We start from the raw sequence: 17,434 nt of genomic DNA on the forward strand, positions 1-17,434 counted from the left end.
AATATTATCAAAGACTAGAAATTTATCCATAATAGGCTGGCTTCCTTTCTCAATCATATCAATCATTGGCAAAAAAATAAAACTTAAAACCTCAAATCTGACCAATACAAAAGAGAAAAAGGAAGCCAAACGATGATATTTAAAAGATTCATTTCTAATGAAATTTTCTAATAAATCGTTCCTGAAAGTCCCTAATTTTTATTGACATCACAATAAATTTCATCATGTCTCAGGTTTTTCAATTTTTATCTTTAATAAAATTAATCATTTATGACTTCATCTGGCAGTGAATTATAATCTTTAATTTTATTATCAAAATCTATTACTTTAATATCATCACTACAATAATCATTAGACATATAATTACAATTATTTTTTATTCTTGGCTCTCTAACACCGATCCACTCAGAAAAAATAGATAAAAAATCGAAACCACTTCTAAATGAATTAATATAACTCCTCTCGTTGCTATCATAAGATGCAATAAAAAAAGGAACTTGATAATTTTGTTTATATTTATCACCATGAGTCAATTTTTTATCTTTCAATTCTTCATTATAAAAAGAGACCCCATGATCTGAAAAATACATCATAGACCACTTTTTATTTTCCTTATTTGCAATATCAACTATCTTAGATAGTAAGTGATCTGTATTTTTTATACTCTGAATATAACATGACATGTCTTTATTCAAATAAAATTCATCATATTCTCCCTGAGTTCTTTCACAATGATCAGCATGAGAACCTATCAAATGAACAAAAATAATTTTTTTATTTCTCTTTTCATTTAAGGCATTAATAATGCTTGGCATTAAAATATTATCAGATGATTTTATATAATTATACTCCCCTTTATTAGAAAAAAAATAATTATTTGCTTTCTGACCAATAGCACTGATGGCTGTATCATATATTCCTAACATTCCCTGATTTGAAATCCAATAAGTATAATATCCACTTTTTTTTGCTAAAGACACTATATTATTATTCACTTCTAATTTATTATCTTCTCTCAATGAAAAACTATTTGTTAATGACAAAACAGTTGAAGGTGCAGTAGAAATATAATTATTAAATAAAACACCATTGGTTTTACTCATAAAAGGAGTATTTTTCAAAGAAAAACCATAGCTATTCATCATATCTTTTCTTACACTTTCGCCAATAACTACAATGTAAGTATCATATCTACTTGTTCCTATTGATGGTTTCCAATCATCTGATAGACTAAGAAGTTCCTTTTGCTCTTTATATTGTTGTTTTACTTCTAAATTAGATAAATAAATTTCACAAAAAAACCTTATAGGAGGGAAACGTGTTGATAATAGATCAAGATGATTTTCTTTAACATAGATCTTTATAGGATTAGATAATATACTTAAAAATACAAATGAATAAGAAAACCAAATAAATTTTTTATTGGATATTTTTACTGATAATTTAAGAGATAACACACCTATTATAATAACAATAATACTAGAAATAAAATAATAGACAGGAATTGCACTCAAAAATTCCAAGCTCTCACCTTTATTTGTATAGTACAAAGATAATACTGAATTAAAAGATGGAGGCCCATAAATTAATCCCATAGGAAAGTATAATGCTGACAAAATCAATAAAAAAATAACAATAGAACGATATAGAAAATTATATTTATTTAAAATAACAAGAAGAAAAAACAGTGTAAACGTATAAATAGGCCTAATAGTATACCCCAAAGAAAGATTAACTAAAAAACTAAAAATAACTAGTATTATCACTGGCATCGACTTACGTATAATAGAATTAGCACTCTTCATAGAATATGATTTCACTTTTATTGTTAAAAAATTCCAATATATTACAGAATAACTACCTACAAGAGATTTAAATAAGATCCACTATAAATATGTGGATCAATGTTCCTGTATAACTAATTTATTTCCTTGATAATTTTAACTGATAATATTCAGCTAATGTCATCCCGCTAACCAATGGTCGCAAGAAATCAAATAACCCTTCCAAATCTTGATAAAGCTGTTCAATTTGCTCTTCATCCTTAAAGGTAGGACTTCCACCTGGCATAAATTCTGACGAGTGCAACATAAACTCAACATAATCACTACCACCAGCCAAGGTTTGTTGGACAACTTTTTTCATCTGCTCCAGATTTCCACCTTTTGGACGTAGCCAATTAACAGATGGAGAGCGCAGCTTGCCCCGCAAATGATCATACTTTTGCTTAATAAAATTCATGAGCGGAGAGTGTTTATACTGAATACTCATAGGAACTTGCAATAGCGAAGAATCACCTTCTTTAGCGATATCCTGTAAATCCATAAAATAAGCCTGAGTAGGAAAATAGCTATAGTCTGTCCCGCCATTTCCGTTAGGATCGCCCTTGGTAAAACGCCAATTGACTTTTGGCGTGACAGAACAATCCACCTGATAACCATACTCAACCAATAATTGCGCATAATACTCATTAAATGCCCAACGACCAGCACGATGACTCAACATCTTAGTCTGGAGTTTCTCTTCCAGCAGATTAGTCATTAAATCAATTTTTGCTTTGATTTGATCTTTAGAGTATTCAATGAGATAAGGTTTATAGCGCATATCATCAGCGGTTAGAGACACAATGGGTGGATTGTTCCAAGCATGTAAATGCATACCGATTTCACCCGTGTCTCTGGCAATCACATCCTTGGCAAATTCGATATAACTATCATCCATTGCCATCTCATAATTGGTCAGCCAGACGGGTTTAAACCCAAAGCGTTCACAAAGGTTCTGGAACCTTGGCAAATATTGCGTATTTTTAGTAGAAATTTTATCACTGTTTTGCCAAAGATCATCACCTTCAGTGTCGATCGTGATAATAAATGTTGGTAAGGTCATCAATATACACCAAAATGTGATAATAACTGTTTTTAATGGTACTCAGACCAGCTATACAGCGCAATTAGATTATTCAGGATGAACGATTGTATGTATGATTGACACTACATATCGTGTGATTGAAAAGCTTAAAATGTATACTCTGTGGCTACTTGCTGCATTAAAATCATCATATCGTATTGATATTATATAGAACTCGAAAAATGATAATAAACCATAATGGAATCAAAAAAATTCTGGTGATAAGACTACAACATCATGGCGATATGCTACTAATCACACCTGTAATCAGTACATTGAAGTACCACTATCCAGATGCAAAAATCGATGTGCTCCTTTACCAAGAAACCTTGCCTATGCTGGAAAACTCACCTGAAATTTCGAGTATTTTTTCAATAGATCGCAAATGGAAAAATCTTGGAGCAAAAAAACATTTATTACATGAATGGGACTTACTCAAAACATTACGCCAACAACACTATGATTTAACTATCAATCTTGCCGATCAATGGCGAAGTGCCTTTATTACCCGCTTTATTGGAGCCCCTACTCGTCTCGCTCTGGATTACCCCAAACGTCAAAATTGGAAGTGGCGTCTTTGCCATACTGAAGTAGTATCCACAATTGGTCACGATTCTTTGCATACAGTAGAGCAAAACCTTTCGATTCTAAAACCATTACAACTTACTCCTCTCATCAATAAAGTAACGATGAGTTATGGTAAGGATGATTTGCAGTGGGTAAAAGATACGCTTTCCGAGCACAAGTTCGCCGAAAATTACCTCGTCATACAACCTACTTCCAGGTGGTTCTTTAAATGCTGGGATGAAAATAAAATGGCAAAAGTGATAACAGCGCTACAGAAGGAACAGCAAAATATCATCATTACTTCTGGACCTGATAGGTGGGAATTAGAGATGGTTGATACTATCTTGTCATACTGCCCTGATAAGAACAATATACTCTCTCTAGCAGGACAATTAACGTTACCTAAATTAGCAGCATTGATTGATCACTCAAAATTATTTATAGGTGTTGACTCAGTTCCCATGCACATGGCCGCAGCCCTGAAAACACCCTGTATTGCATTATTTGGGTCATCCAAACTGACGTTCTGGAAACCTTGGCAATCTATCGGTGAAGTGATTTGGGCTGGAGATTATGGCAACATCCCACATCCAGATGATATTAAGACCCATACAGATACGCGTTATTTGGATTTGATACCAACAGATGCGGTCATTGCAGCAGCAAGGAAATATATTTCATGAAATCTCTACGGTTAGCCATTGTCCGTCAAAAGTATCGTCCAGATGGCGGGGCTGAGCGTTTTGTCACACGGGCCTTAGAGGCTCTCGATCACCAGCAACTTGAACTTAATATCATTACACGCTCTTGGCAGGGAGAAAGTAATCCTAATTGGAATATTCACCTATGCAATCCTATTAAATTTGGGCGAATCAGCCGTGAGCGTGGTTTTGCAAAAGCAGCGCGAAACTTATGGCAAAAAGAGCAATTTGATTTAGTTCAAAGTCACGAAAGAATTGCTGGCTGTGATATTTACAGAGCTGGAGATGGTGTTCATCAGCGTTGGTTACATCAGCGTACAAGGATTTTGCCAAAATGGAAAGCTCACTGGCTATTAAACAATCCATACCACAGATATGTAATGAATGCAGAAGAGGAAATGTATTCCTCACCATCATTAAAGCAGGTGATCTGTAACGCTGAAATGATAAAAAAAGAAATTATCGAAGAATTTAGTCTCGCTGAAGACAAAATATCCGTTATATATAATGCCATTGATAGCACAAAATTCTTTCCTGCCCATGAGCAAACTCGCCTGCAATTGCGACAACAATATAACATTCCCACTACCGCAAAGTGTCTGATTTATGTAGGCTCTGGTTTTGAACGAAAAGGTTTGTCTGCCGCGATTAAAACTATTGCTAAAACAGGAGACTATCTGTTAGTTGTAGGAAAAGATAAGGAACAGGCAAAGTATGAAGAACTTGCTAATACTTTAGGATGCCAGCATCGTATCCGTTTCATGGGATTACAAAAAAATACATTGTTGCTTTATCAAATGTCTGATGCCTTATTGCTACCGACATTATATGATCCATTTCCCAACGTCATCCTTGAAGCCATGGCGTGTGGTTTGCCTGTCATTACCAGTACGACCTGCGGGGGAGCAGAGTTTATCACCGAAGGTAAAAATGGTTTTATCTGTGACGCACTGGATATCGGAAAACTAGAAGAGGCTGTTTATTGTATTCCTGATAATATATTAGGTACAGATATGTCAACCTCAGCGCGAAATCAGGTGATAAATTCAACGCCTGAAAATTTATCTCAACAATTAATTCAGCTTTATCAGCGAGTTTCAGCACAGTGAAAGAACACATTCTTTTTATTATTGATGGATTACCTGGCGGAGGAGCTGAAAATGTGACGCTTCGTCTTGCTACCGGCTTGCATCAGCTTGGTTACCAAATTTCGTTACTTTCACTCAATACTCAACTGGCTTACAACATACCTGAAGGTATTCACTACATTGTTAGCGCAGACAGCTACCAAGGACCTTTCAGAAAATTAAATGAACTTAAGCGTCGTGCTAAAGCCATGGATAAGGTGTTATCGAAACTTTTCCAACAGAAAGGTAAGCCGATTCTGGTTATTTCTAACCTTCACAAAACTGACCGTATTGTCGTCAAATCAACCATACTGAGTTATTGTAATGTATGGCATTGTATTCACGGTATTTTTTCCCATTCATATCTCAGCAATAAAAAACCTCTTTCCTATTGGATAAAAAAAGAGAAAATAAGAAAAGTTTATAAAAATAAACAAGTTATTTGTGTTTCTGACGCAGTTAGAGATGACTTGATAAAAAATATTGGAATATGCCCAAAACAGATAACAACAATCTATAATCCATTTAATTTCAATGAAATAAAACATAGCGCTTTACAACCAAATCCTTATCACGGAAAAAATTATCTACTGCATATTGGACGCTTTCATGAAGTTAAACGTCATGATAGGTTAATAGAAGCTTTTGCACAGGCTAAACTTCCATGCAAGCTGATCATTGTGGGTAACGGAGCCAAAGACATAGAAAATCATATTAAAGCGAAAATCCATGAGCTAAATTTAGGTGCTCAAGTAATTTTGGCTGGCTTTCATTCTAACCCTCTCCCTATTATTCATGATGCAAAGGCCGTAGTCATCAGTTCTGACAGTGAAGGATTACCCACAGTATTAATTGAAGCATTAATTTGCCATACGCCGATTGTCAGTACTGACTGCCCGGGAGGGGTAAGAGAGATAATGACAGGTAAACTCAAAGAATATCTGAGTGAAATCACAGTTGACGCTTTAGCAGAAAAAATGCAGCTCGTTTACAATGAACCACCGGTAATCACAGACACGATGTATGAAAAATTTGCGATAAATAATATATTAAGACAATACACTGCCTTAATAGAACAATAACTAGCTCTACCTGCTTGTCCATAAAAGGGTATCCGCATTTTACACACTTTCTTCAGGCCAATGTGGTACTATAGCCGCAGTCTATGTCAGTGAATTTGATAGAATGTTGCTTCGCTTATATCAGGTACTTCTTTACCTTATCCAACCGCTTATCTGGTTACGCCTGCTGCTGCGCAGCCGTAAATCCCCTGCGTACCGTAAACGCTGGGGTGAACGCTATGGTTTTTGTGCCAAAAAAGTTGCAAAAGGTGGAATATTACTCCATTCCGTTTCTGTTGGAGAAACATTGGCCGCCATTCCATTAGTAAGAATACTACGGCACCATTATCCTTTCCTGCCGATTACCGTGACAACAATGACACCGACTGGCTCTGAAAGGGTGCTTTCTGCTTTAGGTACTGATGTCAACCACGTTTACCTCCCCTATGATTTGCCTGGCTCCATGAGCCGTTTCCTTGATAACGTCAACCCCAAGCTGGTGATTATTATGGAAACAGAATTATGGCCCAATTTGATTACCCAACTGAACCAACGCGAAATCCCTCTGGTCATTGCCAATGCAAGGTTATCAACCCGTTCAGCCGCGGGATATCAAAAAATCGGCAACTTTATTAAAACTATTTTAAATAAAATAACACTGATTGCCGCACAAAATCAGGAAGATGGTGAGCGCTTCATCGAACTCGGCTTAAAACGTTCCCAACTCGCCGTCACTGGCAGCCTGAAATTCGACATTTCTGTCACGCCAGAATTGGCAGCAAAAGCGGTCACACTGCGCCGCCAATGGGCACCACATCGTCCGGTCTGGATTGCCACCAGCACCCATGATGGAGAAGAAACCATCATATTGGATGCGCACTGCAAATTAATTCAACAATTTCCTGATCTACTGTTAATTCTCGTACCACGCCATCCTGAACGCTTTACCAAGGCCGCAGAGTTAACCCAAAAAGCGGGATTAAATTCGATATTAAGGAGCTCTGACACAATACCTGATGCCAATGTGCAGGTGGTTATCGGAGATACTATGGGCGAATTGATGCTTTTGTATGGTATCGCTGATCTGGCTTTTGTCGGAGGGAGTCTGGTCGAGCGTGGAGGCCATAATCCGCTGGAAGCCGCAGCTCATGCTATCCCTGTCATTATGGGGCCACATACTTTCAACTTTAAAGATATTTGTGCCAAGCTGGATAAAGCCAATGGCCTTATCGCCGTCACGGATAGTCACTCGTTGAGTGCCGCTATCAATAGCCTGCTGACAGATGAGGACTATCGTCTTTATTACGGTCGCCATGCCGCCGAAGTCCTGCACGAAAATCAGGGAGCACTTCAGCGATTGCTAAAACTACTGGAACCTTATCTCCCGCCACGGGGTCATTGATGAGCAAGAGAAAACGCCTGTCCGTTGTGATGATTGCTAAAAATGCCGCCGATTTGATTGCAGATTGTCTGCTATCCGTAGATTGGGCTGATGAAATTATCGTTCTAGACGCCGGCAGTACCGATGCAACTTGTCAAATAGCCAGCGAAATGGGCGCGAAAGTCTACATCAATACGCAATGGCCCGGCTTCGGTCGTCAGCGGCAGCTCGCACAATCCTATGCCAGCGGTGATTACATTTTCATGATTGATACTGATGAGCGTGTAACCCCTGAATTAAGAACATCAATTGAGCAGGTTTTGGCAGATCCCGACGACGATAAAGTCTATGACTGCGCACGCCTCAACCTGTTTATGGATCGTTTCATGAAACACAGCGGCTGGTATCCTGATAAAGTCATTCGTCTCTATTGCCGCGAACGTTATCAATATAACGACAATCAGGTTCATGAATCACTTAACACTCAAGGCGCCCGCATCGTGACATTAAAGGGCGATTTACGTCATCTCACCTGCCGTAATCTGATGGAATTCCAGCAAAAACAATTGAATTACGCCAGAGATTGGGCAAAATATCGCCACGAACAAGGTAAAACAGCCCGTTATTTTTCTATCTTCAGCCATACGTTAGGCGCATTTTTTAAGACATGGCTGTTAAGGGCCGGCTTCCTCGATGGCAAACAAGGGTTGGTATTAGCAATGGTTAATGCCCAGTACACATTTAATAAATATGCTGCCCTCTGGGAACTAACCCAAACAGAGAGTAAAAAACGATGAAAAAAAAAGCAATTTATCCTGGTACTTTTGACCCTATCACCCACGGCCACCTTGATATTGTGACCCGTGCAGCAAACATGTTCGACCATGTTTTACTTGCCATTGCCAATAGTGACAGAAAAAACCCCATGTTCAATCTGGAAGAGCGAATCGCACTGGCAAAAGAAGTCACCACCCATCTGGATAACGTAGAAGTGGTCGGATTTAGTGAACTGATGGCCAATTTTGCCAAAAAACAACAAGCCACCATTTTAATCCGTGGAGTACGTTCCGTTTCTGATTTTGAATATGAGTGGCAGCTTGCCAACATGAACCGACATTTTATGCCAGAACTGGAAAGTGTCTTTTTATTGCCCTCGCAAAACCTGTCCTTCGTATCATCATCCTTGATCAAGGATGTCGCACGCCATGATGGTGATGTTTCATCATTCCTGCCAGAATCCGTTGCACAGGCAATGCTAAAGAAATTCGGCAAATAAGATAGCGTGAAAAGGGGGGTGATCATCGTCAGCCCCCTAGATAGGCTCAATGCTGACACTGACGACAGAAAAACGTACTGCGTTGCCCCAGTTTTATACTCTCAATTTTTTCACCACACTTCGGACAAAGTTCACCTTTTTTGCCATAAACAAATAATTCCTGCGCAAAATATCCCGGCTTACCATCGGATTGCAGAAAATCTTTCAGTGTAGTGCCTCCCTGCTCAATAGAACGATGTAAGATCTGTTTTATCGTATCGGCCAGTAAATAAGCTTCTTCCTGTGTCAATGAATTCACGGGGCGCTCAGGCAGAATATGCGCAACATACAGAGCTTCATTGGCATAGATATTCCCAACTCCAACAACCACCTTGTTATCCATCAACCAAGGTTTGATCACCGTTTTTTTGTTGCGGGAAAGGGTATAAAGATATTCACCATCAAACGCGTCAGAAAGAGGTTCAGGCCCTAAATGAGCCAATACAGAGCACTCATCAAGATTGTCACTCCATAACCACGCCCCAAAACGTCGGGGATCGGTGTACCGGAGGATTTTGCCATCTGCCATAATCAAATCAACGTGATCATGTTTTTCAGGAGGAGATTCATTCAGCAAGATACGTAAACTACCGGACATACCAAGGTGAATAATAATCCAGCCCTCAGGCAGTTCAAGCAATAAGTACTTTGCCCGACGCCGGACACTGAGTACCGGTTGGTCAGCAAGCTTCATGATTTGTTCGGAAACTGGCCAGCGCAAGCGCGAATTTCTGACCTCGGAATATTGGATCACATTACCCGTCAAGTGGGGTTCAATTCCCCGACGACTGGTTTCAACCTCTGGTAACTCCGGCATACTGACTCCTTGAATGGACTGTCTACAACATCATATCTCAGCAGATTACGATACCGTTTTCATGTATCATTTGCAGCCAAATTTGGTTGAGATAGTTGAGAGAATAGATTAATTACTATGCTTGATATAAAAAACAGATTTAACATAGGCAACAACAAGAAATCCTTATGGAATTTATCCATTATAGGTCTGTATATCATTCTTGTTTATCTGCCAGATATTACAAGATATAAAAATCTTATTATGATATTCATCTGTGCAACCGCACTTTGCTATCTCGTAAAAGATTTTCGTCAGGTAGTCAATTCACTACGTAGTTCGCTATTTTTATCCATTTTGTTATTCGTATTGGCAATATTCTATTCTATCGGTATTTCGATTGATCCTGCTCTGAGTTTTAAGGAAATGAACAAACCCATACTCAATGGATTACTGCTGTTCAGCATGGCTTTCCCAATTGTGCTCTATCAGGAAAAGAAACAGCACATCGCGAAGATGATTCTGATTGCGTTTATTATTGGCATGAGCCTTATCTCGCTGACAGATATTGCGAAATACATCATCAATTATTACGCAACTGGCGAAATGCCGTTTATGAATTACAATCATCGGGAATTCTCTTACGGATTTCTTTTCTATTTCCCTGTATTGCTATGTACCTGGGCATTATGGAAAAAACATTCTCTATTGAGTTGGCTACTACTGATTATTGCCTCAGCTATCAGCCTGTTCTTATTACTCGGTACTCTTTCTCGTGGTGCTTGGGTTGCCATTGTTGTAGCCACAGTATTTATTATTGTGATTAATAAAGAGTGGAAACTCACTCTGGCTGCGACAATATGTCTGGGGCTACTGGCCGGAGCCATTCACTGGTCAGCGGTATCTAACCCCGCCACGAAATTACTGCTTCACAAACTCACCCAAACAGACAGCAGTTATCGCTATAGCAACGGAACCCAAGGTTCAGCATGGTCATTAATCATGGAGAATCCCGTAAAAGGTTACGGTTTTGGTAATAAAGTCTACCATCAGGTCTACAATAGCCGTGTTGCTGATTATCCTGATTGGACATTCAGAACTTCGATTGGTCCACATAACGTATTTTTATCGCTTTGGTTTGCTGGCGGTCTATTCGGTTTGATCGCCACCCTTTTGATGACGCTTTCCGCATTATTTACAGGAAGCCAGATCATTCGCCAACATAACGGGATCACCCGACAAGCTGGCCTCATCCTTCTGACGGCCTTTATTGGCCTGTTTATCGTCAGGGGAGCGTTTGAAAATGCCTATATCAATGAAATCGGTATCTTATTGGGTTTAATGATTGCTCTATACAAGCAAAAAGATGATTAGAAACTGAACTCATTGTTGTTAAATGCCAGCCCATACGACACAAATTAAACGGGCTGGCCTTCAAGCTATTTCAGCAATCGCTTATTTAGACAGGTTTTCCGCTATCACTTGCATGATCAGCTTCGCCCGCTGATCCCAGTTAAAACGTTCTGCTACCAATCGTTGTGAGTAACCCACTTTAGCCATCATTTCAGCAGGGTTATCAATCAATGATTGAATCTGTTCTGCAAAGCTCTCCGCATTTTCGCTATCAGCAAAATTGACCGCCTTCTCATCCACAGCATCGCGAATAGAAGGAAAATCAGAAATAACAACGGGTTTGCCCATCGCCATGTATTCAAAAAGTTTGAGGGGGGATGTATAACGACTGCCAATGCTGGTTTTCGTTAATGGTAGAACACAAATATCACTCTCTGCAATAACCTGAAAACGCTTTTTCGGCTGGATAAACCCAAGGAAATTTACCTTATCACTCACGCCAATCTGTTGGGCTGTACACTTCAATCGTTCAATCTGCACGCTATCGCCACCGGCAATGTTCAGTACGGCATTGTCAAGGTAGCACATCGCTTTCATAACAGTAGGAACACCTTTCCAGCGATGCAAACTGCCCAAATACAGTACCTGAGTTGTTTCTCCCAATTTTTTTCTTCTGCCAGAAGACGCTATTTTTGTAGATTCAACCGCCAGCATATCAACACCATCAGGTGCCACTATAATCGGCGTCTTAACGCTATATTCTTTATAAATATCCTCACTCAATAGTGAAGTCAGCACAAACACGACCTTGGAATGATGATAAACCTGTTGTTCCGTGTTTCTGAGCTTATGATATTTACGACGATTTTTACGTTTATCTAAGTTATGGGATTCTTTAAACGATTGGGCAAAAACTTCGTGGCTTTCAAAAAAATGCGGAATATCAGGATGTTTACGCAGGAGATAATTCGCCATTTTAATATTGCGAGTAAAAATAGCGTCAACTTGATGCGCTTTTAGCCAGCGAGAAACCTGAAAATAAAACAATTTCTGCGTATTCAGGGGGAAATACCACTTTCTACGCATATTGCGCAGAGCTATCAGTTCAGCGGAAGACGATAATGCTCTGCCAATAATCTCCTCAACACGCTTTTGACCTTCTGGCGTAATCAGGCAGACGCTGTGCCCCTGCCGGGCAAAAGCATCGACATTCTGCAAAATCTGCAGCGAAGCAACTCGATAATCAGGTACGGGATAAGGGTCAATATACGCAATCTTCATTATTTTTTTATCGCGCCCAATAAACGACTTGCAGAATGTTCCCAAGTATACATCGTTTCAATCCGCTGACGAGCCTGTTTTCCCATTGCTTTCCCCCTGTCCGGTAAGGACAAAAGATGATTGACTGCATCAGCGATAGCCGCTGCATTGCCAGGTGCGACCAGAATACCCGCATGATTCTCATTGCCGACCACCTCAGGAATGCCACCAATATAACTGGCTATCACGGGACGTCCGCATGCCATCGCTTCAGCGATAGTAATACCAAATGCTTCATCACCAATACTGGGAAAGATACCCGCATCTCCCGCAGCATAAAATTCAGGTAATTGATCATGACCAACAGGAGGGTGAAAAATGACTTTTTTTTCTAAATTCAGTTCCGAAACCTTTTTTTTCAACAACTTCAAATCATCACCTGCGCCAATAATCAATAACCTTACATCCTTGTCACGCAGTAAAGCCATCGCATCAATGGCGACTTTCATGCCTTTCCAACCCACCAGCCTGCCAGCGAAAGTCAGCAAAAACGTATTTTCATTGATATCTAGCCGATGCCGGAGATCAGAATTAACAGGTTTAAACTTATCAATATCGACACCATTATAAATCACGTTTGGAAATTGTTTAAAATGGTGCTGGATCTGCCAAGCATTAAAGTGGCTGCATGCAACCCACGCAGATATTTTGTTACTTAATGCCCGATCACCTTTGAAAAAACTGGTTCCGCCACTCATATAGCAAAACTTTGTGCGGGAAGTTTTAGGCATCATTCTGGGCCAGAAAAAATCAAAAGGTTTCGTCAAAATCACCCAATCAAAATTTTCAGCGATGACCCTTTCACGGGCATGACGGGCAAAAGAATAACGCTCAACAATGCGTTGAAAACGCCGTCCAATATTGATGACTCGTTCTCTGGGAGTAAATGGAAATGTGTGAACATGAATATTCCGCTCTCCCAATACTGGCCTAACGTCACCTGTTCCGCCGAAAATATGGATCTCGTGCCCCGCATCTGTCAAAGCCTTCGCCAATTCCCAAACCGCTGTTTGAATACCGCCATAAGACATAGTAACGGTGACATCGATAAATCCTATTTTCATTTATTCATTATCCTTCATGTATTTTTCAACAAGTTCTGAACGGAACTCCAGACTTGTTCAACCGATATTGCTGACATTGCATCTTGGCGAGTCGCCTGTTGATAATCTATCGGATGTTCAATCACCGCCAATTTTGGATGTTGCTGAGGAGCAAGAAAACGGCCAGGATGAAAACTATGGTACATTGCCACCATCGGAATACCCAACGCACCTGCCAGATGAGTTGTGCCAGTATCAACACCGACGTACAAATTAAGTTGACTCATTATTGCCGCATTCTGCCTCATCGTCGTCTTGCCCGCCAATGATGTACATCTTTGTGTTCCCAGCCTTTCAGAGAGTCTCTGCGCACTCGCTTCACCATCTTTACTGCCCAACAGCAAAATATGGGCATGCGGATAGTGACAATAAATACGTTGTGCCAGCTCGTAAAAATGTTCCTGAGGCCAATCACGATAAGATTTTTCTGGAAAACTCTGGAGTTGAAAGCCAATTCGTAATCGTTGTTCTAACCCCTGCTGCCGAAGAAAATCGCTAGCATACTTCTCTTCATTCTGGCTCACGCAATACTGCAAGCGCCAGTCACTGACACCAATATCAAGCGCATTAATCAACAGCGCCCTTTCTTGCTGTGCTTGAATGAACGCCCGTGGCTTTGCTACTGCTAGCTCATTTGATTTATGACAAGAAGTTTCCGAAAAATAAATAGTTAAATTTGATTTACGTTTAGCATATTGTAATAGGGGTTTATCACGACCATATACCAAGGCGAGGTCATAAAGTCGACCGGAAAACCATCCCCTCCATTTAGCCTGCCCTTTTGAAAAAGCGTTTATTGAATGAATTTCATTAATATTCTCAAGGATCTCTTTCGTTTTTTTATGTGCTAATACATCAATATTCGCTTCAGGCCATCGTAATTTCAACGCCCGGATCACTGGCGTTATAAGCAGAGTGTCACCAAAACGGGCAATAATAATAACCAGAATATTTTTAGGCTGCATAATGACAAGTATAAAATTATTAAACCGATAATTGGGATTAGAGCACTATACATCAAAGTTATTCAATACTCTATTAACTGACGGATAGTTTTCATACTCCTAAAAACAATAAAAGAAACACTATTTCAAATGATTAAGCAAAAAATAACTACTTTGTAATCAGATGAAAACAAACACCATTACGAATAGATAGTCAAAATGGAACTATTTACGTTCCATACTACCGTAAAAGATAAACTCCATTTTTTCTAACATATTATCCATACTAAATAAATCGACAGCCCGTTCCAATGAGGCGTTCCCCATCTGCAAACGCAACTCAGCGCTTTTTATTAAAACATCTAACCTTTCAGTTAACTGTTCAACACATCTTGGCTCGATAATATAACCCGTATCACCATCAATAACGGCCTCAGTGATTGCGCCCACCGAAGTAGATACCACGGGCAAACCACAGGCCATTGCCTGCATAATGCCTTGTGGAACACCTTCATTGCCAAACGAAGGTAGTGCAAAAACATCCATCGCATTCAGACAATCAGGCACATCTTGTCGGTTACCGAGGAAAATGACACTCTCCGTCAGCCCTTCCTGTTTAACCCAGGGTTCCAGATTTTTTCGCTGGGGACCATCCCCCACAAACAGCAATTGCCAGTCAGGATAACGCTGGTGCAATATTTTCCAACTATCAAGCAAGTAACGGTGCCCTTTCCAGGTTCTCATCGTAGCGACAATACCCAGAGTCGGTTTATCTGCAATACCAATACGCTGACGACAAAGTTGCTTATTCTCGGGATGAAAACGCGTCAGATCGATTCCCGTCGGTACAGAGGTCATGTGAGGTAATGGATAACCATTATTCGTATGCAGATATTGGCGTAACTTCTCCCCTGTTGTCACAATATGCTGACAGGATTTCAAATACAGCCAGCGAGTCGCCACGGATGTGGATACGTTAGTGGAAACATGGCGGGTTCGGACTATCGGTGGCATACCTTTCAATGTGGCACATGCCGCAGCCACCAACCAAGAATCAGTAGAGCTGTGAGTATTGATGACATCAAATTGACGGCCTTCGGCTTTTAGCCAGCGGCGCATCGCCCGCAAGCAAGGAAGGCGTTTTTTTTCAATCGGCAGAGCAACAACAGGTACACCATACGAATGGGCTTCATGATAAATCGTTGACGCTGAGCAGCAAACAATAACAACCTGATGACCGCGTTGTATCATGCCCTGAGATTCCGTCAGGATGCGGATCTCTTGCCCTCCCCAACCACACGATGATTCAGTGTGTAAGATATTCAAGGTTTTTTTAGTCATTTTTCAGAATCACGCCTGACGGTTCAAACATTAAAAAGGCGTTAGTATAACGGAACGAGATGTTACGTCCATGCATAACCTGTTTTCAACCAGGCTATCCAAGCATTCTTGCAGGTATAAAAAAACCCAGCATACGCTGGGTTTTTTCTCAATCCACTAAAATTATTTAATTTTAGCTTCTTTGTACACCACATACTGGCGAATAACTGGATCAAATTTTCTCAGTTCCAGTTTTTCAGGCATGGTGCGCTTGTTCTTCGTAGTGGTATAGAAGTGACCAGTACCAGCAGAAGAAACCAGCTTAATTTTATCGCGAATACCTTTAGCCATTTTTCAGCTCCTTAGTATTTCTCACCACGGGCACGCAGTTCGGCCAGAACTACATCGATACCCTTTTTGTCAATCACACGCATACCTTTAGCAGTTACACGCAGAGTTACAAAACGTTTCTCAGACTCAACCCAGAAACGGTGAGAATGCAGGTTAGGCAGAAAACGACGCTTAGTCGCATTTAATGCATGGGAGCGGTTGTTACCACTCACCGGGCGCTTGCCAGTAACTTGGCAGACTCGGGACATGTCTATTCTCCAAAAATCAAATCAGCTCGAGCTTTGTATTGGGTATGACCGCCTCGTCAGGCTTAGGAGCCCATCTCAGCACATTTTCATCACTGAAAAGACTCACATTATCTCAATAAAAAAACTTACTGAGATAGGCTCTTCTCGCCAAACCCAAGATCCTCAAAGGTGGCGTAGTATACGCCCTCATTCGCTGATGCTCAAGTCCCGAACAACTAAGATCTGATCTGATCGCAAAAAAACCGGACTAAATCCAACCTCTTTCCACAAATGAGACACAATGTTGCTTACCAATCACGATATGATCCAAAACTTTAACCCCAACCAACTCACAAGCATCAATAATTTTTTCGGTCACCAATTTGTCTGCCAGACTGGGTTCTGGATTACCGGAGGGGTGGTTATGAGCAAGAATAATCGATGCAGCATTAACTTTAACCGCCTGTTTCACGATTTCACGCGGGTGCACTTCAACTTTGTTTATCGTTCCCTTAAACATTTCATCATGACAGATGACTTTATTCTGGTTCGTCAAAAACAGCACCACAAAGACTTCACGATCCTGCCAAGATAATAAATCCTGCAAATAATTTTGCGTCGCGACTGGGCTACTCATCACATCTTCATGGATAAATTGACTGGAGAAAAAACGTTTTGCCAGTTCAGAGACCGCCTGCAACTGAACATATTTGCATAGCCCCATCCCTTTATGTGAACAAAAATCGGCATAATCCGCAGAGAGTAGGTGATAAAGTGAACCAAATGACTTTAGTAGATGTTCCGCCATTTGCACGACAGGAACCCCTCGGGTTCCCGTACGCAAAAATATAGCCAACAACTCGGCATCCGTCAGGGAAACGGCGCCATAAGCCAGCAACTTCTCCCGAGGAGCAAGATTTGAATGCAATTCATCGCTTATTTCCATCACAGTAACATCCAT

At 40.3% G+C, this 17,434-nt stretch carries 17 protein-coding genes; 7 read left to right on the forward strand and 10 right to left on the reverse strand.

Annotated elements, in window-relative coordinates; translation table 11 throughout:
• Positions 1–260: 260 nt before the first annotated feature.
• Positions 261–1,523: a phosphoethanolamine transferase gene (locus PSI22_RS01700; protein WP_273578142.1), complete on the reverse strand. Its 1,263-nt coding sequence runs from the start codon at positions 1,521–1,523 to the stop codon at positions 261–263.
• Positions 1,524–1,923: 400 nt separating this feature from the next.
• Positions 1,924–2,886: a polysaccharide deacetylase family protein gene (locus PSI22_RS01705; RefSeq protein ID WP_273578144.1), complete on the reverse strand. Its 963-nt coding sequence runs from the start codon at positions 2,884–2,886 to the stop codon at positions 1,924–1,926.
• A 203-nt stretch (positions 2,887–3,089) separates the two neighbouring features.
• Here PSI22_RS01705 and rfaQ point away from each other — a divergent pair, with 203 nt between their 5' ends.
• The 6 genes from rfaQ (at position 3,090) to coaD (ending at position 9,020) form a co-directional block, all read left to right on the forward strand.
• Positions 3,090–4,157, forward strand: a complete 1,068-nt coding sequence (gene rfaQ / locus PSI22_RS01710; RefSeq protein ID WP_273578146.1) for a putative lipopolysaccharide heptosyltransferase III — start codon at positions 3,090–3,092, stop codon at positions 4,155–4,157.
• The gene (locus PSI22_RS01715) at positions 4,154–5,284 is read left to right on the forward strand and encodes a glycosyltransferase family 4 protein (protein ID WP_273578148.1); all 1,131 of its coding nucleotides are present in this window, start codon (positions 4,154–4,156) and stop codon (positions 5,282–5,284) included. Before rfaQ ends, PSI22_RS01715 begins: the two co-directional genes overlap by 4 nt.
• Entirely contained in the window at positions 5,281–6,384 is a 1,104-nt protein-coding gene (locus tag PSI22_RS01720; protein WP_273578150.1) for a glycosyltransferase, read from the forward strand. Before PSI22_RS01715 ends, PSI22_RS01720 begins: the two co-directional genes overlap by 4 nt.
• Before the next feature lie 103 nt (positions 6,385–6,487).
• Entirely contained in the window at positions 6,488–7,765 is a 1,278-nt protein-coding gene (gene waaA, locus PSI22_RS01725; RefSeq protein WP_273578151.1) for a lipid IV(A) 3-deoxy-D-manno-octulosonic acid transferase, read from the forward strand.
• Complete coding sequence (locus tag PSI22_RS01730; protein ID WP_273578153.1) at positions 7,765–8,541, forward strand: glycosyltransferase family 2 protein; 777 nt, start codon at positions 7,765–7,767, stop codon at positions 8,539–8,541. The genes waaA and PSI22_RS01730 overlap by 1 nt, the downstream gene beginning before the upstream one ends.
• Positions 8,538–9,020, forward strand: a complete 483-nt coding sequence (gene coaD / locus PSI22_RS01735) for a pantetheine-phosphate adenylyltransferase (protein WP_038197825.1) — start codon at positions 8,538–8,540, stop codon at positions 9,018–9,020. The genes PSI22_RS01730 and coaD overlap by 4 nt, the downstream gene beginning before the upstream one ends.
• A gap of 46 nt (positions 9,021–9,066) precedes the next feature.
• Here coaD and mutM read toward each other — a convergent pair whose 3' ends face one another.
• A complete protein-coding gene (gene mutM, locus PSI22_RS01740) occupies positions 9,067–9,876 on the reverse strand; it encodes a bifunctional DNA-formamidopyrimidine glycosylase/DNA-(apurinic or apyrimidinic site) lyase (protein WP_038247835.1) in 810 nt (269 codons plus the stop codon).
• A 117-nt stretch (positions 9,877–9,993) separates the two neighbouring features.
• Between mutM and rfaL the strand changes: the two genes are divergently transcribed.
• Positions 9,994–11,229 carry an O-antigen ligase RfaL gene (rfaL, locus tag PSI22_RS01745; RefSeq protein WP_273578156.1) on the forward strand — a complete coding sequence of 412 codons (1,236 nt, stop codon included), beginning with the start codon at positions 9,994–9,996 and terminating at the stop codon, positions 11,227–11,229.
• Positions 11,230–11,310: 81 nt separating this feature from the next.
• Here rfaL and PSI22_RS01750 read toward each other — a convergent pair whose 3' ends face one another.
• The 7 genes from PSI22_RS01750 to radC form a co-directional block, all read right to left on the reverse strand.
• Complete coding sequence (locus PSI22_RS01750) at positions 11,311–12,489, reverse strand: glycosyltransferase family 4 protein (protein WP_273578158.1); 1,179 nt, start codon at positions 12,487–12,489, stop codon at positions 11,311–11,313.
• Positions 12,489–13,592: a glycosyltransferase family 4 protein gene (locus PSI22_RS01755; protein ID WP_273578160.1), complete on the reverse strand. Its 1,104-nt coding sequence runs from the start codon at positions 13,590–13,592 to the stop codon at positions 12,489–12,491. The genes PSI22_RS01750 and PSI22_RS01755 overlap by 1 nt, the downstream gene beginning before the upstream one ends.
• Before the next feature lie 14 nt (positions 13,593–13,606).
• A complete protein-coding gene (locus PSI22_RS01760) occupies positions 13,607–14,596 on the reverse strand; it encodes a glycosyltransferase family 9 protein (protein ID WP_273578162.1) in 990 nt (329 codons plus the stop codon).
• Positions 14,597–14,800: 204 nt separating this feature from the next.
• Positions 14,801–15,916, reverse strand: coding sequence for a glycosyltransferase family 4 protein (locus tag PSI22_RS01765; protein WP_273578164.1), 1,116 nt, complete (start codon positions 15,914–15,916; stop codon positions 14,801–14,803).
• Positions 15,917–16,078: 162 nt separating this feature from the next.
• Positions 16,079–16,246, reverse strand: coding sequence for a 50S ribosomal protein L33 (gene rpmG / locus PSI22_RS01770; RefSeq protein ID WP_012990594.1), 168 nt, complete (start codon positions 16,244–16,246; stop codon positions 16,079–16,081).
• A gap of 11 nt (positions 16,247–16,257) precedes the next feature.
• On the reverse strand, positions 16,258–16,494 hold the full coding sequence (rpmB, locus tag PSI22_RS01775) for a 50S ribosomal protein L28 (RefSeq protein ID WP_012990595.1): 237 nt from the start codon (positions 16,492–16,494) through the stop codon (positions 16,258–16,260).
• A 247-nt stretch (positions 16,495–16,741) separates the two neighbouring features.
• Positions 16,742–17,434 carry a RadC family protein gene (radC, locus tag PSI22_RS01780; protein WP_038197833.1) on the reverse strand — a complete coding sequence of 231 codons (693 nt, stop codon included), beginning with the start codon at positions 17,432–17,434 and terminating at the stop codon, positions 16,742–16,744.

Source organism: Xenorhabdus aichiensis, assembly GCF_028598775.1.
In the GTDB taxonomy this organism is placed as follows: domain Bacteria; phylum Pseudomonadota; class Gammaproteobacteria; order Enterobacterales; family Enterobacteriaceae; genus Xenorhabdus; species Xenorhabdus bovienii.

What these genes read in the sequence shown, in the direction of transcription:
- PSI22_RS01750 (WP_273578158.1), bottom strand. Translation starts at nt 12,489, where the DNA reads ATGAAGATTGCGTATATTGACCCTTATCCCGTACCTGATTATCGAGTT.
- waaA (WP_273578151.1), top strand. Translation starts at nt 6,488, where the DNA reads ATGTTGCTTCGCTTATATCAGGTACTTCTTTACCTTATCCAACCGCTT.
- rpmG (WP_012990594.1), bottom strand. Translation starts at nt 16,246, where the DNA reads ATGGCTAAAGGTATTCGCGATAAAATTAAGCTGGTTTCTTCTGCTGGT.
- mutM (WP_038247835.1), bottom strand. Translation starts at nt 9,876, where the DNA reads ATGCCGGAGTTACCAGAGGTTGAAACCAGTCGTCGGGGAATTGAACCC.
- rfaQ (WP_273578146.1), top strand. Translation starts at nt 3,090, where the DNA reads ATGATAATAAACCATAATGGAATCAAAAAAATTCTGGTGATAAGACTA.
- rpmB (WP_012990595.1), bottom strand. Translation starts at nt 16,494, where the DNA reads ATGTCCCGAGTCTGCCAAGTTACTGGCAAGCGCCCGGTGAGTGGTAAC.
- coaD (WP_038197825.1), top strand. Translation starts at nt 8,538, where the DNA reads ATGAAAAAAAAAGCAATTTATCCTGGTACTTTTGACCCTATCACCCAC.
- PSI22_RS01765 (WP_273578164.1), bottom strand. Translation starts at nt 15,916, where the DNA reads ATGACTAAAAAAACCTTGAATATCTTACACACTGAATCATCGTGTGGT.
- PSI22_RS01730 (WP_273578153.1), top strand. Translation starts at nt 7,765, where the DNA reads ATGAGCAAGAGAAAACGCCTGTCCGTTGTGATGATTGCTAAAAATGCC.
- PSI22_RS01715 (WP_273578148.1), top strand. Translation starts at nt 4,154, where the DNA reads ATGAAATCTCTACGGTTAGCCATTGTCCGTCAAAAGTATCGTCCAGAT.
- PSI22_RS01705 (WP_273578144.1), bottom strand. Translation starts at nt 2,886, where the DNA reads ATGACCTTACCAACATTTATTATCACGATCGACACTGAAGGTGATGAT.
- PSI22_RS01760 (WP_273578162.1), bottom strand. Translation starts at nt 14,596, where the DNA reads ATGCAGCCTAAAAATATTCTGGTTATTATTATTGCCCGTTTTGGTGAC.
- rfaL (WP_273578156.1), top strand. Translation starts at nt 9,994, where the DNA reads ATGCTTGATATAAAAAACAGATTTAACATAGGCAACAACAAGAAATCC.
- PSI22_RS01755 (WP_273578160.1), bottom strand. Translation starts at nt 13,592, where the DNA reads ATGAAAATAGGATTTATCGATGTCACCGTTACTATGTCTTATGGCGGT.
- radC (WP_038197833.1), bottom strand. Translation starts at nt 17,434, where the DNA reads ATGGATGTTACTGTGATGGAAATAAGCGATGAATTGCATTCAAATCTT.